General features: G+C 74.0%; 20 protein-coding genes. 12 read left to right on the top strand and 8 right to left on the bottom strand.

From position 1 onward, the window contains the following. Nucleotides 1-613 precede the first annotated feature (613 nt). Nucleotides 614-772 carry a hypothetical protein gene (locus ACZ4WV_RS09805; RefSeq protein ID WP_465744608.1) on the top strand — a complete coding sequence of 53 codons (159 nt, stop codon included), beginning with the start codon at nt 614-616 and terminating at the stop codon, nt 770-772. Between the two features lie 108 nt (nt 773-880). Here the strand turns inward: ACZ4WV_RS09805 and ACZ4WV_RS09800 are convergent, their stop codons facing one another. Both ACZ4WV_RS09800 and ACZ4WV_RS09795 read right to left on the bottom strand, forming a co-directional pair. Next, nucleotides 881-1,285 (bottom strand): YccF domain-containing protein, encoded by a 405-nt coding sequence (locus ACZ4WV_RS09800; protein WP_465744607.1) that lies wholly within the window; start codon nt 1,283-1,285, stop codon nt 881-883. Nucleotides 1,286-1,433: 148 nt separating this feature from the next. After that, a complete protein-coding gene (locus ACZ4WV_RS09795; RefSeq protein WP_465744605.1) occupies nt 1,434-2,477 on the bottom strand; it encodes a YncE family protein in 1,044 nt (347 codons plus the stop codon). Between the two features lie 129 nt (nt 2,478-2,606). Here ACZ4WV_RS09795 and ACZ4WV_RS09790 point away from each other — a divergent pair, with 129 nt between their 5' ends. The 3 genes from ACZ4WV_RS09790 (at nt 2,607) to ACZ4WV_RS09780 (ending at nt 6,241) form a co-directional block, all read left to right on the top strand. Beyond that, nucleotides 2,607-3,515 carry a LysR family transcriptional regulator gene (locus tag ACZ4WV_RS09790; protein ID WP_465744603.1) on the top strand — a complete coding sequence of 303 codons (909 nt, stop codon included), beginning with the start codon at nt 2,607-2,609 and terminating at the stop codon, nt 3,513-3,515. A gap of 329 nt (nt 3,516-3,844) precedes the next feature. Beyond that, complete coding sequence (locus ACZ4WV_RS09785) at nt 3,845-5,806, top strand: APC family permease (RefSeq protein ID WP_465744601.1); 1,962 nt, start codon at nt 3,845-3,847, stop codon at nt 5,804-5,806. 114 nt (nt 5,807-5,920) lie between these two features. Next, nucleotides 5,921-6,241 (top strand): hypothetical protein, encoded by a 321-nt coding sequence (locus ACZ4WV_RS09780; protein WP_465744599.1) that lies wholly within the window; start codon nt 5,921-5,923, stop codon nt 6,239-6,241. Nucleotides 6,242-6,326: 85 nt separating this feature from the next. Here ACZ4WV_RS09780 and ACZ4WV_RS09775 read toward each other — a convergent pair whose 3' ends face one another. Continuing rightward, a complete protein-coding gene (locus ACZ4WV_RS09775) occupies nt 6,327-7,004 on the bottom strand; it encodes a transglycosylase family protein (protein WP_465744597.1) in 678 nt (225 codons plus the stop codon). A gap of 221 nt (nt 7,005-7,225) precedes the next feature. Between ACZ4WV_RS09775 and ACZ4WV_RS09770 the strand changes: the two genes are divergently transcribed. The 3 genes from ACZ4WV_RS09770 to ACZ4WV_RS09760 all read left to right on the top strand — a co-directional run bounded on the left by ACZ4WV_RS09770 (nt 7,226) and on the right by ACZ4WV_RS09760 (nt 9,553). Further along, nucleotides 7,226-8,080, top strand: coding sequence for an S-methyl-5'-thioadenosine phosphorylase (locus tag ACZ4WV_RS09770; RefSeq protein ID WP_465744596.1), 855 nt, complete (start codon nt 7,226-7,228; stop codon nt 8,078-8,080). 236 nt (nt 8,081-8,316) lie between these two features. Then, a complete protein-coding gene (locus tag ACZ4WV_RS09765; RefSeq protein ID WP_465744594.1) occupies nt 8,317-8,949 on the top strand; it encodes an ATP-dependent Clp protease proteolytic subunit in 633 nt (210 codons plus the stop codon). Nucleotide 8,950: 1 nt separating this feature from the next. Further along, nucleotides 8,951-9,553, top strand: a complete 603-nt coding sequence (locus ACZ4WV_RS09760) for a ClpP family protease (protein WP_465744592.1) — start codon at nt 8,951-8,953, stop codon at nt 9,551-9,553. 66 nt (nt 9,554-9,619) lie between these two features. Here ACZ4WV_RS09760 and ACZ4WV_RS09755 read toward each other — a convergent pair whose 3' ends face one another. The 5 genes from ACZ4WV_RS09755 to ACZ4WV_RS09735 form a co-directional block, all read right to left on the bottom strand. Continuing rightward, nucleotides 9,620-10,051, bottom strand: coding sequence for a helix-turn-helix domain-containing protein (locus tag ACZ4WV_RS09755; protein ID WP_465744590.1), 432 nt, complete (start codon nt 10,049-10,051; stop codon nt 9,620-9,622). 100 nt (nt 10,052-10,151) lie between these two features. Beyond that, on the bottom strand, nt 10,152-10,805 hold the full coding sequence (locus ACZ4WV_RS09750) for a hypothetical protein (protein ID WP_465744588.1): 654 nt from the start codon (nt 10,803-10,805) through the stop codon (nt 10,152-10,154). Then, nucleotides 10,783-12,165 carry a hypothetical protein gene (locus ACZ4WV_RS09745; protein WP_465744586.1) on the bottom strand — a complete coding sequence of 461 codons (1,383 nt, stop codon included), beginning with the start codon at nt 12,163-12,165 and terminating at the stop codon, nt 10,783-10,785. The genes ACZ4WV_RS09750 and ACZ4WV_RS09745 overlap by 23 nt, the downstream gene beginning before the upstream one ends. 154 nt (nt 12,166-12,319) lie before the next feature. Further along, the gene (locus tag ACZ4WV_RS09740; RefSeq protein ID WP_465744584.1) at nt 12,320-13,033 is read right to left on the bottom strand and encodes a sirohydrochlorin chelatase; all 714 of its coding nucleotides are present in this window, start codon (nt 13,031-13,033) and stop codon (nt 12,320-12,322) included. Continuing rightward, nucleotides 13,033-14,154 (bottom strand): uroporphyrinogen-III synthase, encoded by a 1,122-nt coding sequence (locus ACZ4WV_RS09735; RefSeq protein WP_465744582.1) that lies wholly within the window; start codon nt 14,152-14,154, stop codon nt 13,033-13,035. Before ACZ4WV_RS09735 ends, ACZ4WV_RS09740 begins: the two co-directional genes overlap by 1 nt. 303 nt (nt 14,155-14,457) lie before the next feature. Here ACZ4WV_RS09735 and ACZ4WV_RS09730 point away from each other — a divergent pair, with 303 nt between their 5' ends. The 5 genes from ACZ4WV_RS09730 to ACZ4WV_RS09710 are packed head-to-tail and all read left to right on the top strand — an operon-like array spanning nt 14,458 to nt 22,043. After that, entirely contained in the window at nt 14,458-16,500 is a 2,043-nt protein-coding gene (locus ACZ4WV_RS09730) for a molybdopterin oxidoreductase family protein (protein WP_465744753.1), read from the top strand. After that, a complete protein-coding gene (locus ACZ4WV_RS09725; RefSeq protein WP_465744580.1) occupies nt 16,497-17,720 on the top strand; it encodes an NAD(P)/FAD-dependent oxidoreductase in 1,224 nt (407 codons plus the stop codon). Before ACZ4WV_RS09730 ends, ACZ4WV_RS09725 begins: the two co-directional genes overlap by 4 nt. Next, nucleotides 17,717-20,353: a nitrite reductase large subunit NirB gene (gene nirB, locus ACZ4WV_RS09720; RefSeq protein ID WP_465744578.1), complete on the top strand. Its 2,637-nt coding sequence runs from the start codon at nt 17,717-17,719 to the stop codon at nt 20,351-20,353. The genes ACZ4WV_RS09725 and nirB overlap by 4 nt, the downstream gene beginning before the upstream one ends. Beyond that, entirely contained in the window at nt 20,350-20,709 is a 360-nt protein-coding gene (gene nirD, locus ACZ4WV_RS09715; protein WP_465744576.1) for a nitrite reductase small subunit NirD, read from the top strand. The genes nirB and nirD overlap by 4 nt, the downstream gene beginning before the upstream one ends. Beyond that, the gene (locus tag ACZ4WV_RS09710) at nt 20,706-22,043 is read left to right on the top strand and encodes a nitrate/nitrite transporter (protein ID WP_465744574.1); all 1,338 of its coding nucleotides are present in this window, start codon (nt 20,706-20,708) and stop codon (nt 22,041-22,043) included. Before nirD ends, ACZ4WV_RS09710 begins: the two co-directional genes overlap by 4 nt. The last annotated feature ends 94 nt before the right edge of the window (nt 22,044-22,137 follow it).

The following is a 22,137-nucleotide window of genomic DNA, read 5'->3' as shown; positions in this document are numbered from 1 at the left end:
GACTGTGGTCGGAGAGTGGTTCGAACTCGAGCCCTGTCGGATATCGGAAGTTTCCCAGGGGTTGTTGCAGCGCAGGGCTAATTGATCAAGCTTTGACCGGTTATGCAGGCGCTCGGCTGGGGTTTCCCAGCCGAGCGTTTTGCGTGGGCGATGGTTGAGCTCGGCGGCGAAGTCATCGTGACAGGCCCCCGCCGGCGCTGTCGGGTCCGGCGTCATGGATCGATTCTACTCGCCTGGCGATAACCTCTCCGGTATCTAAAATCAGACTAGCGAAGAGGTTCAACTGCTCGAGGAGATCGAGCGTGTTCAATCATCTCTCGAGTGGATTGCTGATAGAATTGTCGATGAGTGAATTTCTCGGGAGATCCAGGGTTGGCTTAGCTTGCGATCCGAGCTCGAGATCTAAAGGATTGATTGAATAGGGGACAAAAGCGTTTCCCTGGCAGTCGGAAGCCTTCGCCAGAGCGAATCTGGCGAGGGCTTCCGGGTGTCTTGTCGGCAACGCTGACGGCAACGTCAGCGGACGGGTTCTGTACTTGGCAGGTTGCCGGTGCTCTCTGGGCCCCGGAGTGCGTTGCCGAGGGTGTCGATGGCTTGGCGCTGGAGAAAGTTCGTGAAAACGTTTCATGTTCGCGTCCGCGACTACTTTATGTACGCCAGCGTGATTGTCGTATCGCCCGTTACGGGCCTTGTGGTCGTTGTTCAGGATGACGGTTACATCGCCAAGGTGCGTGGTAGTGCTGTTATGGTGATGCAGACAGCCAGCGGCTGAAAATGCAGAAAGTATCATTGTCAAGACGCTTCCGCAGGCCTGACCAGCACGAACGCGGATGGCTGATGAGGAACTTAGCCTTCGTCGGCCATCCGCGTTGGTGGCGGCTCAGTACCGTGCGCCCCACTCGCGGTCGGTGGAGACGATCTCGCGGCCGAGCGGCATCAGCGAGATCGGGATCATCTTGAGGTTGGCCCAGCCAAACGGGATCCCGATGATCGACAGGAACAGCGGGATGCTGGTGATCAGGTGCCCGATCGCCAGCCACCACCCGGCGAAGACGAACCAGATCACGTTCCCGACGCAGGACGCCGTCCCGGCGTCCCGGCGCTCGACGGTGGTCCGCCCGAACGGCCACAGGATGAAGCCGGCGATCCTAAATGAGGCAACGCCAAAGGGGATGGTCACGATCAGTACGCAGCAGATGATTCCGGCGACCACGTAGCCAATTGCCATCCAAATTCCGCAGAACACCAGCCAGATGACATTGAGCACGAAATCGATGACCTTCATGGGCGGTACCTTCTCACGCGCGTCGGCTTCGGAGCTACGACCCCATGCCCGCCACCAGCCGTGTCCACCCCCCTAAGGGTAGTTCTTCAGGGGCCGCTCAGGGCTTCCCGGAGGATTCGGTGGTCGGGCCGCCGTGGGTGGACGGGGTTCAGGGGCGGGGGAGGTAGGCGAGGCCGTGGGCGCCGGGTTCGGCGAGTTTGGGGAGGGTGAGGCGGGAGACGGGGGTGAGGGTGTCGAGGTCGATGATGTCGACGGTGGAGGAGACGACGCTGGAGACGTAGGCGAGGCGGCCGTCGGGGGAGGAGGTGATGGTGAGGGGGAAGAGGCCGGTGTCGACGGAGCCCAGGTGTTGGTGGGTGTCGGCGGAGAAGACGGTGAGGCGGCCGGGGGCCTGCCCGCCGAGCGGGGACGCGGGGCCGGGGACGGAGCGGGTCTCGCCGGCCAGGAGCTTGCCGGTGGCGGTCAGGTGGACGGGGATCACCGCGTTCTCGGTGGGCAGGGTGGCGGTGACCGAGGTCGAGCGGGCGTCGATCACGCGGATGCCGGGTTCCGCGTCGGGCTTGGCGGCGAAGCCGAGGTAGGGGGCGGCCACGTAGGCGTGGATGTTGTCGGGGGAGACGGCCAGGCCCTCGCTGCCGGGGACCTCCACCTTGGCGGTCAGCACGCCGCGCTCCAGGTCCACGACGGAGACGAACGGCGCCTCCTTGTTGGTGGCGAAGCCGGTGCGGCCGTCCGGGGTGACGGCGAACCAGTGCGGGCCGGGGGCGTCGGTGTCGATCCGGCCGATCGGGCGGCGGGTCGCGGTGTCGATGACCACGACCCCGCCCGGGCGGTCCGCCGAGGCCTCGACGCTCACGTAGAGACGGCGGCGGGCGGTGTCCAGGGCCAGGCCGTGCGGGCCGTGCTCGGGCGCGAGGTCGATCACCTCGACGATCCGGCGGGTGTCGGCGTCGATGACGGTCAGTTCGGTGCGGTGGCCGCTGTGGGCGTTGTAGTAGCCGGAGCGGTACGCGGTGGTGCACCAGAGCAGGCGCTCGGTCGGGTCGAAGCACAACTCGTGCGGCTCGGCGGGGACTTCGAGGGTGTCGAGGAGTCGGTCGGTGGCGGCGTCGAAGAAGGAGACGGTCGCTCCGCTCTGGCTGACGGCGGCGAGGACGTCGCCGGCGAGGTGGGAACGGGGGTCGTTCGGCACGGGATGCTCCCTGGGTGCGGATTTCCTGGTGGACGGGTTCCACTCTCGGCGGCCCGGCTCGGCGGAACAATGCAAGGATGGGCACGGGATAGTTGCCGCATACGCAAAACTGCAGTTCAGGAGCCTTGGATGGACCTCAACCTGCTGCGGGTCCTGGACGCCCTGCTCCAGGAGAACAGCGTCACCCGCGCCGCCGAGCGGCTCGGCAGCTCGCCGGCGGCGGTGAGCCGGACGCTGGCCCGGCTGCGCCGCGCCGTCGGCGACCCGCTGCTGGTGCGGGCCGGGCAGGGCCTGGTGCCGACCCCGCGGGCGGTCGAACTGCGGGATGAGGTGGGCGCGTTGCTGCGCGGCGCCGAGAACGTGCTGCGGCCCGGGGCCGGATTCGACCCCGTCCACCTGGACCGGACCTTCACGGTGCAGACCAGTGACCTGGTGCTGGTCCGGGTGGCGGCCCCGCTGTCGGAGCGGGTCCGGGCGGAGGCGCCGGACGTCGACGTGGTGTTCCTGCCGGAGTCGCTGGAGGGCGGACCGGCGCTGCGCGAGGGACTGGTCGACGTCGAGGTGGGCGTGCTCGGGCAGTTGGACCCGGAGGTCCGTACCCGGGCGCTGGTGAGCGCGCCGGTGGTGGGCGTGGCACGCGAGGGCCATCCGCTGTTCGAGGGGCGGATCACCGCCCGGCGCTTCGCGGCCGCCGACCACATCGGGGTCTCCCGGCGGGGCAAGCGGCTCGGCCCGATCGACACCGCGCTGGCCGAGCGCGGGCTGCGGCGCCGGGTGGCGGTGGTGGTGCCCAGCCACACCAGCGGGTTGCTGCTGGCCCGGGACAGCGACCTGATCTCGCTCTGCCTCGCGGACTGGCTGCCGGACACCCTCGCGGTGCTCGGGCTGCGCACCTTCCCGGTCCCGCTCGGACTCGCCCCCCTGGAGCTGGGAATGGCCTGGCACCCGCGCCACTCGGCGGATCCGGGCCACCGGTGGTTCCGCGAGCACCTGGCGGCGGCCGTCCGGCAGGCGCGGCGGCCGGCCAGCACCCGGTGACCGGCACCATGACCGTTCCCGGGCGCCGGGCGTCACGCCGTTCCACCTCTTGAGACGCCGGGTGCGGGGAATCTCACCCCGCCCCGGCGCCGGGCCCGTCGTCCCGGGCCACCGGCTCCGACCTGCGGTTCCATGACGTTTTCTTAACGCGGGCCGGTGACGCGTCCTTAACGGCGGTCGCATAGCCTGGCGCACTGCCGTCGCCCGACGGCGCTTTTACGGGGTCTTCAAACAAGAGGTGCAAGGTGACTTCGTCGGGTTCGACGGACACGGCGACGGAGGATCCGTCGTCGGCGCGAATACGGCTCCGCAGCTGGCTGCTCGAGGACATGTCCCCGGAGAAGGCAGCCGGGAAGGCCGCCGAGAAGGCAGCCGGGAAGGCCGACGCCGCGCAGGTGCAGCAGGACGGTGTCGAGCCGGGGGACCCCGCCGGGCACGCCGAGCACGGCGCTCACGCGGGCCAGCGCTGGTGGCGCGTGATGTGCCTGACCGGCCTGGACTACTTCTCCACGCTCGGTTACCAGCCGGGCATCGCCGCCCTGGCCGCGGGCGTGCTGTCGCCGATCGCGACGATCGTGCTGGTCGTGGTCACCCTGCTGGGCGCGCTGCCGGTCTACCGGCGGGTCGCCCAGGAGAGCCCCCACGGTGAGGGCTCGATCGCGATGCTGGAGCGACTGCTGTCGTTCTGGAAGGGCAAGCTGTTCGTCCTCGCGCTGCTCGGCTTCGCGGCGACGGACTTCCTGATCACCATCACGCTGTCCGCCGCGGACGCGAGCGCGCACCTGGTGGAGAACCCGCACCTGACCAGCGTGCTCGGCGGCAAGCAGGTGCTGATCACGCTGATCCTGGTCGCGCTGCTCGGCGCGGTCTTCCTCAAGGGCTTCAGCGAGGCGATCGGCCTGGCCGTCGTCCTGGTCGGCGTGTACCTGACGCTCAACGTGGTCGTGGTGGCCGTCGGCCTGTGGAAGATCATCGAGGCGCCGCACGTGGTCACCGACTGGACGGACGCGCTGACCGCCCAGCACGGCAACCCGATCCTCATGGTCGGCGTGGCCCTGGTGACCTTCCCCAAGCTCGCGCTCGGCCTGTCCGGCTTCGAGACCGGCGTCGCCGTGATGCCGCACATCGAGGGCCGGTCCGGCGACACCGATGCCGCCCCGGCCGGCCGGATCCGCGGCGCCCGCAAGCTGCTCACCACCTCCGCCGTGATCATGAGCTGCTTCCTGATCGCCACCAGCTTCATCACCACGCTGCTCATCCCGGCCGACCAGTTCAAGCCCGGCGGCGACGCCAACGGCCGCGCGCTGGCCTACCTGGCGCACCAGTACCTGGGCGGCGCCTTCGGCAGCGTCTACGACCTCTCCACCATCGCGATCCTGTGGTTCGCCGGCGCCTCCGCCATGGCGGGCATGCTCAACCTGCTGCCCCGCTACCTGCCGAGGTACGGCATGGCCCCGCACTGGGCACGCGCCGTGCGGCCGATGGTGATGGTGCTGACCCTGATCGGCTTCCTGGTCACCTGGCTGTTCGACGCCGACGTCGACGCCCAGGGCGGCGCGTACGCGACCGGGGTGCTGGTGCTGATCAGCTCGGCGGCCATCGCGGTGACCATCGCGGCGTACAAGAAGCGCGAGCGCGGCTGGACCATCGGCTTCGCCGCGATCGCGGCGATCTTCCTCTACACCACCGTGCTGAACTGCATGGAGCGCCCGGACGGTCTGAAGATCGGCGCCTGCTTCATCGCCGGCATCATCCTGGTCTCGCTGCTCTCCCGCCTGCGCCGCGCCTTCGAGCTGCGCGTCACCAGCGTGGCGCTGGACGACGTGGCGGAACGTTTCATCCGCGACTACGCCCACCGCCCGCTGCGGCTGATCGCCAACGAGCCGAGCCACCGCGACGTCGCCGAGTACCGCGACAAGATCCGCCAGATCCGCGCCGACAACGACATCCCCGGCGAGGACGACCTGGTCTTCGTCGAGGTCACCGTCCGCGACGCCTCCGACTTCGAGGCCGAGCTGACCGTGCGCGGCGAGGTGCTGCACGGCCGCTACCGGGTGCTCACCCTGGAGAGCTCCAGCATCCCCAACGCGATCGCCGCACTGGCGCTCACCGTCCGGGACCGCACCGGGCAGCAGCCGCACCTCTACTTCGAGTGGACCGAGGGCAACCCCTTCGCCCAGTTCCTGCGGTTCTTCCTGTTCGGCCAGGGCGAGGTCGCGCCCGTCACCCGCGAGGTGCTGCGCGAGGCGGAGCCGGACCGCAGCCGGCGCCCGCGCGTCCACGTCGGCTGACGGCGCGGCTGATCACGTCGGCCTTGACCCCGCCGACGGCACCGCCACGGCCCGTCCGGTCCTCCACGACCGGGCGGGCCGTCGCCGTGCCCGTAGGCCCGCCTGGAGTTCCGGGTGATCGACGGCACGCCGGACACCGCGAGAAAGGGCCGAGCCCGCCCGCTGACCGGCACCGACCGCTTCCTGCCGGTGCGCTCCAGCGCGGACCGGATCATGACCTGCTTCCTGGAGTCCGTGGACGAGGACACCGTGCTGGTGCACGACCTGATCCACACCCGCGGCGGGGACGGCTGGACCCAGCAGGTCAGCAGCTACCCCAAGCTCCGGCTGGCCGTCCAGTGGGTGGAGGAGCAGGTGCGCGCGGCAGGGCTGGAGGTCGCCCACAGCGAGACCGGCCCGCGGGGACTGCACGTGCTGGCGGCGGTCCGGCCGTAGGACCGCGAGGCACGTGGCGCCGCCCACGCCGGGAGGGGAGGCGTGGGCGGCGGGTCGGTGCGGCAGGGCAGCTGCCGCGGCGCGGTCAGGACGGCAGCTGCAGCGCCAGGCCGGGCTGGATGAGGTCCGGGTCCTCGCCGACCGCGGAGCGGTTGAGCGCGTAGAGGGCGGGCCAGCCGCCCGGGACGCGCAGCGCGGCGGCCAGCCCGTCCAGGGTGTCGCCGTCCCGGACGGTCACCCGGCCGTCCCCGGTGAGGGCCGGCGCGGCGGCCGAGGCGGCGGGCGGCGGCAGGACGGCGTCGCGCCCGTGGCCGCGGGTGGTCTCGCGGCCACGGCCGGCGTCGTGGTCACGACCGGCCTCGTGGCCGTGGCCGCCGAGGGCGCGCGCGCCGCAGACCGGCCAGGGGGCGAGGCCGCGCCGGTCGGCCAGGTGCTGGGCGACGGCGATCTGGTCCTCACGACTGGCGAGGTCGGCGCGCGGCGCGCGGGCGAGGCCGCCGTTCTCGCGCCAGGTGGGCTGGTCGAACTGGAGGCCGCCGTAGTAGCCGTTGCCGGTGTTGACGTGCCAGTCGCCGCTGCTCTCGCAGGACGCCACGCGGTCCCAGTCGTACGTCGCGCCCTTCGCGCCGTCCGACCTCCCGCCGGGATCGGTCCCGGTGTCGGCGCCCGGCGGAGCGGCGTGGGCCGCGGGGGCGGCGACGGCCACGGCGAGGGCGCAGAGCGCGGTGGGGACGAGGCGGCGAAGACGGGCGGTGGAAGGCATGGGCGGCTCTCAAGTCCGGGGACAGGGCTTGCGCCGTCCGGAGACGGCGCTCTTCCACCGACCCACACCGGACGGGGCGCTCCGCCGCCGACACGACCGGGAGGTCACCCGACCGGCCGCCCGGTACCACCCTGCCGGCCCGCGGCCATCCGGCCGTACCCCCTGCCCGGGGCCGCCCCTACAGTGGCCGGAACACCTCTCGAAGAAGGGCACGAAGAACGATGGCGATCGATCAGGGCACTGCGCGTGCGGAGTTGGGCGTGATCGGCGGCTCGGGGCTGTACGCGCTGCTGGACGAGGTCACCGAGGTGCGGGTCGACACGCCGTACGGGCCGCCCAGCGACGCGCTGTTCCTGGGCGAGGTGGCCGGGCGGCGGGTCGCCTTCCTGCCCCGGCACGGCCGCGGCCACCGGCTGCCCCCGCACCGGATCAACTACCGGGCCAACCTGTGGGCGCTGCACTCGCTCGGCGTGCGGCAGGTGCTCGGGCCGTGCGCGGTGGGCGGCCTGCGGCCGGAGTACGGGCCCGGGACGCTGCTCGTGCCGGACCAGTTCCTGGACCGCACCTCGGGCCGGGCTCAGACCTACTACGACGGGCAGCCGCTGCCCGACGGCACGGTGCCCGAGGTGGTGCACGTGTCGATGGCCGACCCGTACTGCCCGGCCGGCCGGCGGTCCGCTCTCGAGGCCGCGCGCGAGGCGGCCTGGGAGCCGGTGGACGGCGGCACGCTGGTGGTGATCGAGGGCCCGCGCTTCTCCACCCGCGCCGAGTCCCGCTGGTTCGCCGCCAACGGCTGGTCGGTGGTCGGCATGACCGGCCACCCGGAGGCCGTCCTCGCCCGTGAACTCGGGCTGTGCTACAGCTCCTTGGCGCTGGTCACCGACCACGACGCCGGGGTGGAGAGCGGGGACGGGGTGACCCACGCGGAGGTGCTGGAGGTCTTCGCGGACAACGTGGACCGGCTGCGCACCGTGCTGTTCAAGGCACTGGAGCGGATGCCCGCCGAACGGGACTGCGTCTGCTCCCACGCCCTGGACGGCCTCGCCACCGGGCTGCCGGGCGTCCCCGGGAGCTGACGGCCCTTCCCTCACCGATGTCGGACCGGTGGACAACTGCCGTGCGCCGCAGGCGCGCAGGAAGTCGGCAGGAGCGACTTCCTGCGCACCGGCAGGACGTGCTCGCGCCGGTCGCGGACCGGCGGTCCGGCGCTCTGCCGGTGGCGGATCTGCGGCGGGCAGAGACGGCGCATCCGGGGCCCGTCCGGGGGTGAGAGTGGAGTCGACGGCATCTTCGCCTCGACGAGGAGAACCAGATGATTCCATTCGACGCGCCCCGCGCGGAGCAGGGCGACACCCCGGCCAGCGCCTTCGACGACCACCTCGCGGCCCAGCTGCTCGCGCAGCGGATCGTGCTGTTGGGGACGCAGGTCGACGACGTGTCGGCGAACCGGGTGTGCGCGCAGCTGCTGCTGCTGTCGGCCGAGGACCCGCGCAGCGACATCAGCCTGTACATCAACAGCCCCGGCGGGTCGGTCACGGCCGGTCTCGCCATCTACGACACGATGCGGCTCATCCCGAACGACGTCTCGACCCTGGCCATGGGGTTCGCGGCGAGCATGGGCCAGTTCCTCCTCACCGTGGGGGCACCCGGCAAGCGGTTCGCGCTGCCGAACGCGCGGATCATGATGCACCAGCCCTCGGCGGGCATCGGCGGCACCGCCGCGGACATCGAGATCCAGGCGGAGAACCTGCAGTTCACCAAGCGGGCCATCGAACGGATCACCGCCGAGCACACCGGGCAGAGCGAGGAGACGATCGCGCGGGACGGCGACCGGGACCGCTGGTTCACGGCCGAACAGGCCAGGGAGTACGGGATGGTGGACCGGGTGGTGGAGTCGGTCGCCGACATCCGCCCGGCCTCCTCGCGCCGACGGATGGGGCTGTGACATGGGGTCGTACACGGTTCCGTACGTCGTCGAGCGGACGGCCAAGGGCGAGCGGTCCTACGACGTCTTCAGCCGGCTGCTGAACGAGCGGATCGTCTTCCTCGGCACCGAGATCGATGACGGGGTCGCCAACGTGGTCATCGCCCAGCTCCTGCACCTGGAGTCGGAGAGCCCGGAGCGGGAGATCTCGATCTACCTCAACTCACCCGGTGGGTCGTTCACTTCGCTGATGGCCATCTACGACACGATGACCTTCGTGCAGTCGCCGATCTCGACGTTCTGCGTCGGCCAGGCGGCGTCCACGGCGGCGGTGCTGCTGGCCGGCGGTGATCCCGGGCGGCGGTTCGTGCTCGAGCACGCGCGGGTGCTGCTCGGCCAGCCGGCCAGCGGCGGCCGGCGGGGGACGGTCTCGGACCTCAGCCTCGCGGCCAAGGAGATGGTCCGCATCCGCTCCCAGGTCGAGGAGGTGCTGTCCCGGCACACCCAGCGCGACGTGGCGACGCTGCGCGCGGACATGGACCGGGACAAGGTGCTCACCGCCGAGGAGGCCGTCGCCTACGGGCTGGCCGACGAGGTGCTGAGCCGGCGCGCCGCGTTCGGCTGACCGAGCCGGTGGGCCGGTACGACGGGGGTGTACCGGCCCACCCACCCGCTTGCTCGGCGGGCCCGTTCAGGCGGCCAGGCAGAGCCCGTTGGACTGCGCCGACGGCGCCGTACGGCCGTGCGCCGGGCGGCGGCGGGTGTGCCGGACCAACTCGTCGTGGGCGAGCGAGAGCAGGTCGCCGAGGCCGAACCCGAGGGCCTTGGCGGCGGCCGCGAGCACCTCGGAGGACGCCTCCTTGCGCCCGCGCTCCAGCTCCGACAGGTACGGCATCGAGATCCGCGCGACCTCCGCGACGTCCTTCAACGTGCGTTCCTGGGCGAGCCGTTCGCGCCGCAGCACATCGCCGACGAGGTCACGCCACAGGGGTTCCTTCGGCGCGGGTGGCTCGGGGGTCGCGGACGGTCGCTGCCGGGTGCCGTTCGCCCCGCCGGAGGCGGGCGGCGAGGTCTGCGGGCGCAGCGGGATGACGCGGGCTTCGTTCGACGCAGGTGTGTTCACCCCTTCAGCCTAGGGATCCGGGGCGCCGGGGGAAGGGAACGGCGTTCTGCCCTGGGTGAAGCCGGTCGGGAGAAGGGGCAGCGGCCGTTCTCCCGACCGGTCAGGCCGGGAGGGTCGGCTGGTCCGGCTTGTCAGGCCCGGCCGGTGTGGCCGGTGAGGCCGGCGGTGCCGGCGGGGTGGGCGGGCCCGGGGCGCAGTGGTGGAGCGTCACGCCCCTGCGCCACCGCACGCCGCCCGGCAGATCGAACTGCCCCTGACGGCTCGCCACCGGGATCTTCTCCACGGCCAGTGTCGCCTTGGCCTTGCAGTAGCCCGCCCGCACCGCCACCACCCGGCCCCCGCGTACGACGGCCACGATCCCGTCGAGGTCGAACACCACCTCGATGTCCACCGCGAGGGTGCCCACCGAAACACCGTCGACCAGCACGTTCACCGTGGGGTGGTGGACCGACTTGACCCGGTGCTCCAGCAGTGCGACGACCTCCTCGCTGCCCGGGGCCGCGCAGGTTTCCCGAGCGGCCGCCGCGAGTCCCGCGTGAGTGCGCCAGCCGCCGGCCACCAGGTCGATCATGTCCAGCCCCAGGAACCCGTGGACGACACTCGCCGCCTGCTGCAGCGCGGTCCGGTAGAGGGCCTTGTTCAGGCCGCTCAGGGCGGTGATCGCGTCCTGTCGGCGGAGCGCGTTGGCGAGCGGTTCCACAGCGCCCAGGAACGTCCCCAGGCTGTACGGGTCATCCGTCGCGACCATCGTCATCGCGCACCTCCTCGATGCTCTGCTCGCCCTTGTCCGGGCGCGGCTCCAGCCGGACGCTGCGCCCGGGCTCGGCGGGGTCTCCCCGCTCGGTCAGTTCCACCCGGGCCGGGCCCCACGAGCCGGCTTCGGCCGTCACGGTTCCCGACCTGGCCGCGACCTTGCCCGGCTTGGCCGCCGCCGGGCCCTGCTCGGCCGTCACCGCACCCGACGCGTCGCCCGTCCGCAGGACGCGGCGCAGTCCGAGCGTCGCCAGTGCGACCGCCAGGAGCGCGCCGAGGATGATCCAGGGCAGGCTGTTCGGCTTCGACGGGAGCTGTCGGGCGACCACGACCGGGACCGTCTCGGCCACCGTGTGGGTGTCCGCGCACTCCACGGTGACCCGGTGGGGGCCCGTGGGCGCGTTCGGCGGGACGGTGGCGGTCGCCTGGAACGCCCCTGACGCGTCGATGTCGAGCGGGCGCGTCCTGGGCCCGTCGTCCCAGGAGAGCACCACCTGGCGCGGCCCCCCGGTCGTCGGGCAGGAGTCCGGTCGGCCGGAGATGCGCAGGCCGGTGCCGGGCGTCGCGGTCATGGTGTGGACCGGTGACGGCGGGATCGGCGTCGGGGTGGGGGTGGTCGGCCGGGGAGCGGCCTTGACGCGGAGGCGGGTGTCGGCCGTGACCCGCGGTTCCGACGCGCAGGACGCCCGGACGACGTGGTCACCGTCGGTCGCGTTCGGGGGCACGGTGAGGCGGATGGTGACGTACCCGTCGGCGTCGGGCTTGCTCCGGTCGGGAAGTGGGGTCGCGTCCCACGTGAGGGCGACGCTGTCGTTCGGGGGGCAGGCGAAGCCGGTTCCGGACAGGCTCGCGGCGGACCCGGCAGCCACCGGGGACGGATCCGCCGTCAGAGTGGCCGGCGTGACGGTGAACGTGGCCTCCGCAACGGCGGGGCTGGGGCCCGTGCACGTCGCCCGGACGGTGTGCGGGCCGTTTCCGGCCCCGTCAGGGACCGCGAAGGTGACGGTCGTCGGCTGGTCGCCGTCGGGCTGGACGGTCGCGAGGTCCGTGGCCGGGTCGTCCCAGGTCAGCTGGACCGAGGCGGGGACGGGGAGCTTGCCGGCCGTCCGGCAGCCGCCGAAGCCGGACAGCGTCGCCTGGACCGTCCCGTCCCGAGGCCCGTAGGCCGGTTTCAGGGAGACGGCGGGTTCCGCTGCGGCGCTCCCCGTCGGCGAGGAAGGCGAGGAAGGCGTGGACGAGGGCGACGGCGAGGGCGGCGGCGTGACGGTCGGCGAGGGGCTCGCGGCCGTGGCGAGCGCGCCCGTGCTGAGGACGGTGAGTGCGGCGAGGAGTGTGGCAAGGCCACCCGGTAATGCCCTCACCAGCGACTCCGTTCTTTGGGCGCCTTGCTCGGGCCCATTCTGGCCACCGACCAGTTCGTGTGCATCCCGTGGCGGCGCAGGCCCGGGGGCGGGAGAGGCCGGGGGCGGGAGAGGCCGGGTGCGGGGAGGCGGCGTCCGACGAGGGGAGCGGTGTTCAGGCCGCCGCGGGCAGTGCCGTCGCCGCTCGGGCCTGGTCGTAGCGGTGGAGGACCAGGCGGGCGACGGCCGGGTGGGGGGCGAGGGGAGGGGTGGTCCAGGTCGCGGGGGTGGTGGCCGCACGGCGGGCGAAGAAGCCGGGGGAGAGGAGGTAGCCGGCGAGGGCGACCCGGGGGTGGCCGGCGGCTCGGAGGGCGGTGACCGCCTGGTGGGGGGTGGGGCCGGCGGCGGACAGGTGGGCGGGGGTGACCGGGCGGTCGAGGCGGGTGGCCAGGAGTCGGGCCATCCGGGCGGTGTCGGCTACGGCGGTGGGGTCGGAGGAGCCGGCGCCGGCCAGGACCACGGGCGCGTCCACCGGGGCGCCGGACTCGGTGAGGCGGTCGGCGAGGGCTTCGGCGAGCAGCGGGTGGGGGCCGAGGGCGGGGGCGAGGTGGGTGGTCGGGAGGCCGGCGGTGGCCAGGGCCCGGGGCAGGTCGACCCGGAGGTGGTAGCCGGTGCCGAGGAGGAGCGGGACCACGACCGGCCGCCGACCGGGGAGTCGGGCGAGTCGGGCGAGGGCCTGATCGAGCGAAGGCCGCGCGAGGTCCAGGAAGCAGCACCGGACGGTCAGTTCGGGCCGCAGGGCGCGAACGACCCCGAGCAGCGCGCGGATCGAGGCGGCGGCCGCCCGGTCGCGGCTGCCGTGGGCGACGGCGAGCAGCGTCGGCGGCATCAGCCGGCCGCCAGCCGGTAGCCGCGCTTGGGGACGGTGCGGATCAGCGCCGCGTGCGGCCCGAGTGCCACCCGCAGCCGTCCGACCGCGGCCTCCACCGCGTGCTCGTCGGCCGTGGCGTCCGGCCAGGCGGCGCGCAGCAGGTCGGCCCGGCTGAGCACCCGGCCGGGCCGTTCGGCGAGGGCCCGGAGCACCGCGGCGCCGCGCGGGCTGAGCCAGTGACTCTCGCCGTCGACCAGCGCGGCGTTCCCCTGCAGCGTCAACAGGCCGCCGGGGAGCAGGACGACGCGGCGGGCGCGTTCGGGCAGGGTGTCCGCGAGCAGCCGGACGAGCGCGCCGAGCCGGCCGCGGTCGGGGTGGACGGCGGGCAGGCCGAGGTCGGTGAGCGGCCGGGCGCAGAGAGTGCCGACGCAGACCGGCAGGACGTCCGCGCGCAGCGCGTCGAGCAGCGCCTCGTACCGGCCTTCGGCCTCCGCCGCGGCGAGCAGTGCGGTGATGGCGGGCGCGCTGGTGAAGGTGAGGGCGTGCACCTGGCGGCGGACGGTCTGGTCGAGGAGCCGGCGCACCGCGCCCGGGTCCTCCGGGGGTGCCCAGCGGTAGACCGGTACCGAGATCACCTCGGCGCCGCGTTCGCGCAGCGCCGCCGCGAAGGCGTCCAGGCGGACGCCGTGCTCCTGGACGGCGATCCGGCGCCCGGCCAGCGGGCGGGCGAGCAGCCAGGTGAGCAGTTCGTCGGTGGCCTCGGTGTCGGGGGAGTAGCCCTCGTCCAGGCCGCTGGCCCGGACGGCGCCGGTGGCCTTGGGGCCGCGGCTGAGCACCACGGCGCCCCGGCAGGCCTCGGCGAGCGCGACGCCGCGGCCCCAGCCCTCGGCCGCGCTCATCCAGCCGCGCCAGCCGACCCCGGTGGTGGCCACCACGTAGTCGAGCGGGGCGGCCAGGCAGCGGTCGGTGGCCTCGCGCAGGGCGAGGTCGTCGGCGAGCGGCAGGATGCGCAGCACCGGGGCCTCGACCACGTGCGCGCCGCGCCGGGTGAGCAGGGCGGTGAGCTCCTCGCGGCGGCGCGCGGCGGTGACCCCGACGGTGAAGCCGGTGAGGGGCCCCGGCTGGGGGAGGGTTGCCATGCCGGTCAGCCTGCGGTGCGCGTGTTACGGGGCCATTGCCCGCCCGTCACCCGCCGGTAAGCGAAAGTGCCGCTGCGGTTACGGCGGATGTCCGGGCGCGCACCCCGGTGGCCGTGGGCCGTGAGCGAGGCGTACCGCGGCCGCAACACCGGTGACCCGGCGCCGAAACAGCGAGCGGCGACCTTTCTGGACATGACGCTGACCAGCCCCGAGGCCACCACGGCCACCGAGGCCACCGAGGCCGCCACGGCCACCGCGGCCGCCACCGACACCCACTGCCCGTACTGCTCGCTGCAGTGCGGCATGCGGCTGTCCACGGGCGCCGGGCGGCCGGCCGAGGTGCTGGAGCGCCCGGACTTCCCGGTGAACCGGGGTGCGCTGTGCGGCAAGGGCCGCTCGGCGACGGCACTGCTGGACCGGGCCGCCCGGCTGACCGGCCCGCTGCTGCGCGACCGGCCGGGCGCCCCGCTGCGCTCCGCGAGCTGGCCGGAGGCGCTGGACCGGGTGGCCGCGGGGCTGGCCGGGACGCGCGCCGAGCACGGGCCGGACGCGGTGGGCGTGTTCGGCGGCGGCGGGCTGACCAACGAGAAGGCGTACCTACTGGGCAAGTTCGCCCGGGTGGTGCTGGGCACCGCCAACATCGACTACAACGGCCGGTTCTGCATGTCCTCGGCGGCGGCCGCGCACCGCAGGGCGTTCGGCCTGGACCGCGGGCTGCCGTTCCCGCTCGAGGACATCCCGCACACCGGCTGTCTGATCCTGGTCGGCGGCAACCCGGCCGAGACGATGCCGCCGGCCCTGCGCTACTTCCGCGAACTGCGGGAGAACGGCGGCCGGCTGATCGTGGTCGACCCGCGCCGCACCCGCACCGCCGAACTGGCCGATCTGCACCTGCGGGTCCGCCCCGGCGGTGACCTCGCGCTCGCCCTCGGCCTGCTCCACCTGGTGATCGCGGACGGCCTGCTGGACCGCGCGTTCATCGACCGGCGCACCAGCGGCTTCGAGCGGGCCCGCGCGTCGGCGATGGCCCACTGGCCCGACCGGGTGGAGCGGATCACCGGCGTGCCCGCCCACCGGCTCCGCGAGGCGGCCCGGATGTTCGGCGAGGCCCCCACCGGCATGGTGCTCACCGCCCGCGGGCCCGAGCAGCAGAGCAAGGGCACGGACACCGTCGGCGCCTGGATCAACCTCTGCCTGGCCACCGGCAACGCGGGCCGCCCGTACAGCGGTTACGGCTGCCTGACCGGCCAGGGCAACGGCCAGGGCGGGCGAGAGCACGGCCAGAAGGCCGACCAGCTGCCCGGCTACCGCTCGATCGAGGACCCGGCGGCCCGGGAGCACGTCGCCGCCGTCTGGGGCGTCGACCCGGCCGGGCTGCCCGGCCCCGGCACCTCCGCGTACGAGCTGCTGGACGGCCTCGGCCGGCCGGGCGGCGTCCGGGCGCTGCTGCTGGCCGGCTCCAACCCGGCGGTGTCCGCGCCGAATGCCGGGCACGTCACCGAGCGGCTGCGCGCACTGGACCTGCTGGTCGTCGCCGACGTGGTGCTCTCCGAGACGGCCCGGCTCGCCGACGTCGTCCTGCCGGTCACCCAGTGGGCCGAGGAGGACGGCACCACCACCAACCTGGAGGGCCGGGTGATCCTGCGCCGCCGCGCCCTGGACCCGCCCGAGGGGGTGCGCAGCGAGCTGTGGCTGCTGCGCGAACTCGCCGCCCGGCTGGGCGTCGCGGACGGCTTCCCGGTCGAGGCCGAGCAGGCCTTCGCCGAGCTGCGGCGCGCCTCGGCCGGCGGCGACGCCGACTACGCGGGCATCAGCTACCAGCGGATCGCCGCCGAGGACGGGGTGTTCTGGCCCTGCCCAGCGCCGGACCACCCGGGCACCCCGCGGCTGTTCCTGGACCGCTTCGCCACCCCGGACGGCCGGGCCCGCTTCGCCGAGGTCACCCACCGCCCGGCCGGCGAGGAGCCGTGCGCGGAGTACCCGCTGTACCTGACCACCGGCCGGGTGCTCGCCCAGTACCAGAGCGGCGCGCAGACCCGCCGGGTCGCCGAGCTCAACGCGGCCGCCCCCGGCCCGTTCGTCGAACTGCACCCGCGGCTGGCCGAGCGGCTGGGGATCACGGACGGCGAGCCGGTCGCGGTCACCAGCCGGCGCGGCCGGGCCGTCGCCCCGGCGCGGGTCACCGACGCGATCCGGCCGGACACCGTCTTCATGCCCTTCCACTGGGCGGGCGCCGGCCGGGCCAACAGCCTCACCAACCCGGCGCTCGACCCGGTCTCCCGGATGCCGGAGTTCAAGCTCTGCGCGGTGCGGGTCGAACGCGTGGGCCCGGAGGCCGCCGGATGAACCCGAGGATCGCCGTGGTCGGCGGCGGCATGGCGGCCGCCCGCTTCGCCGAGCGCTACGGCGCGCTCGGCGGGCCCGGCACCGTCACCGTGTACGGCGCCGAGCCGCGCGCCCCGTACAACCGGGTGCTGCTCGCCGACGTGCTGACCGGGCGCTACGACGCCGAGTCGATCGCGCTGCCGCTCGGCGGGGCGCTGGCCCGGCCGGGCTGCGAGGTGGTGGCGCTCGACACCGTCGGACGCACCCTGCGGCTGGCCGACGGCACCGTGGAGCCCTGGGACGAGCTGGTGCTGGCCACCGGCGCCAACCCGGTGCTGCCGCCGGTGCGCGGGCTGCGCCGCGCCGACGGGTACGGCCTGGCCGAGGGCGTCCACACCCTGCGCACCCTGGAGGACTGCGCCCGGCTGGCCGAGGACGCCGTCGGCGCGAAGCGGGCCGTGGTGATCGGCGGCGGGGTGCTCGGGGTGAGCGCCGCTCGGGCGCTGGCCGCGCTCGGCGTGCGCACCGAGATCGTGCACCAGGCGCCGCATCTGATCGAGCGTCAACTCGACGCGGAGGCGGCTGCGGTGCTGCGGGAGCGGCTGCGGATTCTCGGTGTGGAGTGCTACACCGGCAACCGCGCCCGGGCCGTGCACGGCGGCGAGCAGGTCGGCGCGGTGGAGCTGGCCGGCGGCTACCGGCTGGACTGCGACCTGGTGGTCCTCGCCTGCGGCACCCGCCCGCGCACCGCGCTCGCCCACACCGCCGGACTGCCGGTCCACACCGGCATCCCGGTGGACGACCGGCTGGCCGTGGCCCCGCACGTCTCCGCGATCGGTGACTGCGCCGAACACCGCGGCACCGTCCACGGCCTGGCCGGCCCCGCCTGGGAACAGGCCGACGTCCTGGCCCGCCGCCTCTCCGGCGCCGAGCCCGACGCCCGCTACCCCGGCACCGGCCCGCGCGCCCGGCTCAGCACCGGCGACCTGGAGTACGCGGCCTTCGGCACCGTTGACGAGACCCTCGACCCGGGGCTCGACGTGCTCCGGCTCACCGACGCCACCCGCGGCAGCTACAAGAAGCTCGTCCTGCGCGGCGACCGCCTGGTCGGCGCGATCCTGCTCGGCGACCTGGCCACCGTGGACGCGCTGGCCGGCGCCTTCGCCGACGGCGGCGCGCTCGCCGGCCACCCCCTGTACCTGATCACCGGAGGACCTGCCATGACTGGAGAAGCGCGATGACCCTTGACGACCGCACTGTCCGGGGCGACGGCGGGGGCCCCGGCACCGCCCGTGACCTCGTCCTGGTCGGCCACGGCATGGTCGGCCAGCGCTTCCTGGAGGCCTGGACCGAGCAGCCCGCCGCCCGCGGCCGGCGGGTCACCGTGCTCGCCGAGGAGCCCCGGCCCGCCTATGACCGGGTCCACCTCAGCTCGCTCTTCGACGGCCGCACCCCGGATGACCTCGCGCTCTGCCGGCCCGGCTTCCTCGCCGAGCACGGCATCGACCTGCGCCTGGGCGACCCGGCCACCGCGATCGACCGGGCCGCTCGGACCGTCACCACCCGCTCCGGCGCCGAAGTCCGCTACGACGTCCTGGTGCTGGCCACCGGCTCGGTGCCCTTCGTGCCGCCCGTACCCGGCACGGACGCGCCCGGCTGCCACGTCTACCGCACCATCGAGGACGTCGACGCCATCCGCGCCGGAGCCGCCGGCGCCGCCACCGGTGTGGTGGTCGGCGGCGGACTGCTCGGCCTGGAGGCGGCCGGCGCCCTGCGGGCCGGCGGTCTGGCCACCCACGTGGTGGAGTTCGCACCCCGGCTGATGGCCGTCCAGGTGGACGAGGGCGGCGGCGCCGCGCTGCGCCGCAGGATCGAGGACCTGGGCGTCACCGTCCACACCGGCGTCGGCGCCGCCGGCGTGCTCACCGGCCCGGACGGCCGGGTCCGCGGCCTCGCCCTCTCCGACGGCCGGGAGCTGGCCGCCGACCTGGTGGTCTTCTCCGCCGGGGTGCGGGCCCGCGACCAGCTGGCCCGGGACTGCGGACTGCCGGTCGGCCCGCGCGGCGGCGTTGTGGTCGACGCGCACTGCCGCACCGAGGACCCGGCCGTCCTCGCCATCGGCGAGTGCGCTCAGGCCGTCGACGGCCGGGTCTACGGCCTGGTCGCCCCCGGCTACCAGATGGCCGAGACGGCGGCCCGCGCCATCGCGGAGCGCGCGGGGCAGGCCGCCGGCCCCGTAGGCGAGGGCTTCACCGGCGCCGACACCTCCACCAAGCTCAAGCTGCTCGGCGTCGACGTCGCCAGCTTCGGTGACCCGCACGGCAGCACCGAGGGCGCGCTCGACGTGCTGTACAGCGACAGCCGCAGCAGCGTCCACCGCAAGCTGGTGATCGGCCCCGACGGCGCGCTGCTCGGCGGCGTCCTGGTCGGCGACACCGAGGGCTACGGCGCCCTGCGGGCCCTCGCCGTGGCCGGCAAGCCGCTCACCGTCGCCCCCGAACAGCTGGTGCTGCCCGCCGGGTTCGGCTCCGCCGGGCCGGTCGCGCTGCCCGACGACGCGGTGCTCTGCTCCTGCCACAACGTCACCCAGGGCGCCGTCCGGGCCGCCGTCCGCGAGCAGGGCGCCGACAGCGTCGCCGCCGTCAAGAAGTGCACCCGGGCCGGCACCGGCTGCGGCAGCTGCCTCAAGCAGCTGGGCACCGTCGTCACCGAGGAGCTGGCGGCCGCCGGGGTCGCCACCGGCCAGGGCCTGTGCGAGCACTTCGCCCACACCCGCGCCGAGTTGTACGAGATCGTCCGGGTGGCCGGGCTGACCAGCTTCTCCGAACTGCTCGCCGGACACGGCAGCGGCGAGGGCTGCGAGATCTGCAAGCCGACCGTCGCCTCGATCCTGGCCAGCCTCGGCAACGGCCACATCCTGGACGGCGAACAGGCCGCCCTCCAGGACTCCAACGACCACTTCCTGGCCAACCTCCAGCGCAACGGCTCCTACTCGGTCGTCCCCCGGGTGCCCGGCGGCGAGATCACCCCCGAGGGCCTGATCGCGATCGGCGAGATCGCCCGCGACCACGGCCTCTACACCAAGATCACCGGCGGCCAGCGGATCGACATGTTCGGCGCCACCGTCGACCAACTCCCGGTCATCTGGCGCAAACTGGTCGACGCCGGCTTCGAGTCCGGGCACGCCTACGGCAAGTCGCTGCGCACCGTGAAGTCCTGCGTCGGCGAGACCTGGTGCCGTTACGGCGTCCAGGACTCCACCGCCCTGGCCATCGAACTGGAGCTGCGCTACCGGGGGTTGCGCTCCCCGCACAAACTCAAGGCCGCCGTCTCCGGCTGCGCCCGCGAGTGCGCGGAGGCCCGGGGCAAGGACTTCGGCATCATCGCCACCTCGGCCGGCTGGAGCCTCTACGTCGGCGGCAACGGCGGCACGGCCCCCCGGCACGCCGACCTGCTCGCCGCCGACCTCGACCGCGAGACGCTGATCCGCACCATCGACCGCTACCTGATGTTCTACATCCGCACTGCCGACCGGCTGGAGCGCACCTCGGTCTGGCTGGAGCGACTGGAGGGCGGCCTCGACCACCTGCGCGCCGTGGTGCTCGACGACTCGCTCGGCATCGCCGCCGAGTTGGACGACCTGATGGCACGCCACATCACCGGCTACCGCGACGAGTGGGCCGAGACCCTGGCCGACCCCGAGCGGCTGCGGCGCTTCTCCTCCTTCGTCAACGCCCCCGGAACCCCCGACCCCGCCGTGACCTTCGTCCCCGAACGCGGCCAGATCCGCCCCGCCCGCCCCGGCGAGGCCGGCCGCCCCCTCAACGCCCCGGTGCTGGTCGCCGGGGCCCGACTGGAGGTGCTCACCCCGTGACCGTACAGATCCACGACGGGACCCGCTGGCGGACCGTCTGCTCCCTGGCCGACCTCCAACCCGGCCGCGGCGTCGCGGTGCTGCTGCCCGACGCCGGACAGGTCGCCCTCTTCCGCGACCGCGCCGGGGAGCTGTACGCCGTCGACAACCTCGACCCGTTCAGCGGCGCCCCCGTCCTCTCCCGCGGCCTGATCGGCAGCCACGGCGAGCGGCCGACCCTCATCTCGCCGATGTACAAGCAGGTGTACGACCTCACCGACGGACGCTGCCTGGACGAGGACACCGCCCCCGACGGCGCCCCCGCCGTGCTGCGGCGCTGGCCGGTGCGGGCCCTCGACGGGGAGGTGGCGGCATGAGCGTCGCCGTCGAGGCCGGACCGCCCGCCCGACTGGCCGATTGGGACCCGGAGGACGAGGGGTTCTGGGCCCGCACCGGCGCCCGGATCGCCCGGCGCAACCTGGCCTTCTCCGTCCTCTCCGAACACATCGGCTTCTCGGTGTGGAGCCTGTGGTCGGTGCTGGTGCTCTTCCTCGGGCCCGAGTACCACCTCGACCCCGCGGGGAAGTTCACCCTCACCGCCCTGCCGACCGCGCTCGGCGCGCTGCTGCGGCTGCCGTACACCTTCGCGGTGGCCCGCTTCGGCGGCCGCAACTGGACGGTGATCAGCGCGCTGCTGCTGCTGGTGCCCACCGCGCTGGCGGCCGTGGTGCTGGAGCCCGGGGTCCCGTACGGGACGCTGCTCGCGGTGGCCTGCGTGGCCGGGGTCGGCGGCGGCAACTTCGCCTCCTCGATGGCGAACATCAACGCCTTCTACCCGCACCGGCTCAAGGGCTGGGCGCTCGGCGTCAACGCGGGCGGCGGCAACCTCGGCGTCCCGGCCGTCCAACTGCTCGGACTGCTGGTGCTGGCCACCGCCGGTGCCGCCCACCCCCGGCTGCTGCCGCTGCTCTACCTGCCGCTGATCGTGCTGGCGGCGGCCGGGGCCTGGTGGAGGATGGACAACCTGCCGGTGTCCACCGCGCGTTCGGGCCAGGGGCGGGCGCTGCGCGAGGTGGCACGTGACCCGTACGGCTGGGCGGTCTCCACCCTCTACATCGGGACGTTCGGCTCCTTCATCGGCTTCGGCTTCGCGTTCGGGCAGGTGCTGCAGGTGCAGTTCCACGAGCGCTTCGACACCCCGGCCAAGGCCGCCGCGCTCACCTTCCTCGGGCCGCTGCTCGGCTCGCTGCTGCGGCCGGTCGGCGGCCGGCTCGCCGACCGGTACGGCGGCGCGCGGGTGACGCTGGCGACCTTCACGGCCATGGCGGCCGGCACGGCGGTGGTGCTGGCGGCCTCCCGGGCGGGCTCGCTGCCGCTGTTCCTGGCCGGGTTCATCGCGCTGTTCGTGCTCAGCGGGCTCGGCAACGGCTCGACGTACAAGATGATCCCGGCCCACTACCAGGCGGTCGCCCGTGCGGCCGTCGCGGCCGGAGCCGACCCGGCGGCCGCCGAGGCCGACTCCCGGCGGCGGGCCGGGGCCCTGATCGGGCTCGCCGGGGCGGTCGGCGCCTTCGGCGGGGTGCTGGTGAACCTGGCGTTCCGGCAGTCCTTCCAGGCCAGCCACAACGGCGACGCCGCGTACCTGGGGTTCCTCGTGGCGTACCTGTTCTGCTCGGTGCTGACCTGGGCGGTGTGGCTCCGGCGGCGGTGAGCGGCCCTGGGGGCTCAGGGTGTGGGGCGGCGTCGGCGCCGGGGCCCGGGTCGGCGAACGTTGACCGCCTCCGCCCGGTCCCGGCGGGGCCCGA

It is taken from the genome of Kitasatospora sp. NPDC029312 (genome assembly GCF_055569215.1).
Note: the sequence above shows the minus strand (reverse complement) of the source record. Positions and strands in the feature narration are given on the sequence as shown.

Coding starts and splice junctions, on each gene's coding strand:
- ACZ4WV_RS09800 (WP_465744607.1), bottom strand. CDS start 1,285: ATGAAGGTCATCGATTTCGTGCTCAATGTCATCTGGCTGGTGTTCTGC.
- ACZ4WV_RS09790 (WP_465744603.1), top strand. CDS start 2,607: ATGGACCTCAACCTGCTGCGGGTCCTGGACGCCCTGCTCCAGGAGAAC.
- ACZ4WV_RS09785 (WP_465744601.1), top strand. CDS start 3,845: ATGTCCCCGGAGAAGGCAGCCGGGAAGGCCGCCGAGAAGGCAGCCGGG.
- ACZ4WV_RS09775 (WP_465744597.1), bottom strand. CDS start 7,004: ATGCCTTCCACCGCCCGTCTTCGCCGCCTCGTCCCCACCGCGCTCTGC.
- ACZ4WV_RS09770 (WP_465744596.1), top strand. CDS start 7,226: ATGGCGATCGATCAGGGCACTGCGCGTGCGGAGTTGGGCGTGATCGGC.
- ACZ4WV_RS09765 (WP_465744594.1), top strand. CDS start 8,317: ATGATTCCATTCGACGCGCCCCGCGCGGAGCAGGGCGACACCCCGGCC.
- ACZ4WV_RS09760 (WP_465744592.1), top strand. CDS start 8,951: ATGGGGTCGTACACGGTTCCGTACGTCGTCGAGCGGACGGCCAAGGGC.
- ACZ4WV_RS09750 (WP_465744588.1), bottom strand. CDS start 10,805: ATGACGATGGTCGCGACGGATGACCCGTACAGCCTGGGGACGTTCCTG.
- ACZ4WV_RS09740 (WP_465744584.1), bottom strand. CDS start 13,033: ATGCCGCCGACGCTGCTCGCCGTCGCCCACGGCAGCCGCGACCGGGCG.
- ACZ4WV_RS09735 (WP_465744582.1), bottom strand. CDS start 14,154: ATGGCAACCCTCCCCCAGCCGGGGCCCCTCACCGGCTTCACCGTCGGG.
- ACZ4WV_RS09730 (WP_465744753.1), top strand. CDS start 14,458: ATGCGGCTGTCCACGGGCGCCGGGCGGCCGGCCGAGGTGCTGGAGCGC.
- ACZ4WV_RS09725 (WP_465744580.1), top strand. CDS start 16,497: ATGAACCCGAGGATCGCCGTGGTCGGCGGCGGCATGGCGGCCGCCCGC.
- nirB (WP_465744578.1), top strand. CDS start 17,717: ATGACCCTTGACGACCGCACTGTCCGGGGCGACGGCGGGGGCCCCGGC.
- ACZ4WV_RS09710 (WP_465744574.1), top strand. CDS start 20,706: ATGAGCGTCGCCGTCGAGGCCGGACCGCCCGCCCGACTGGCCGATTGG.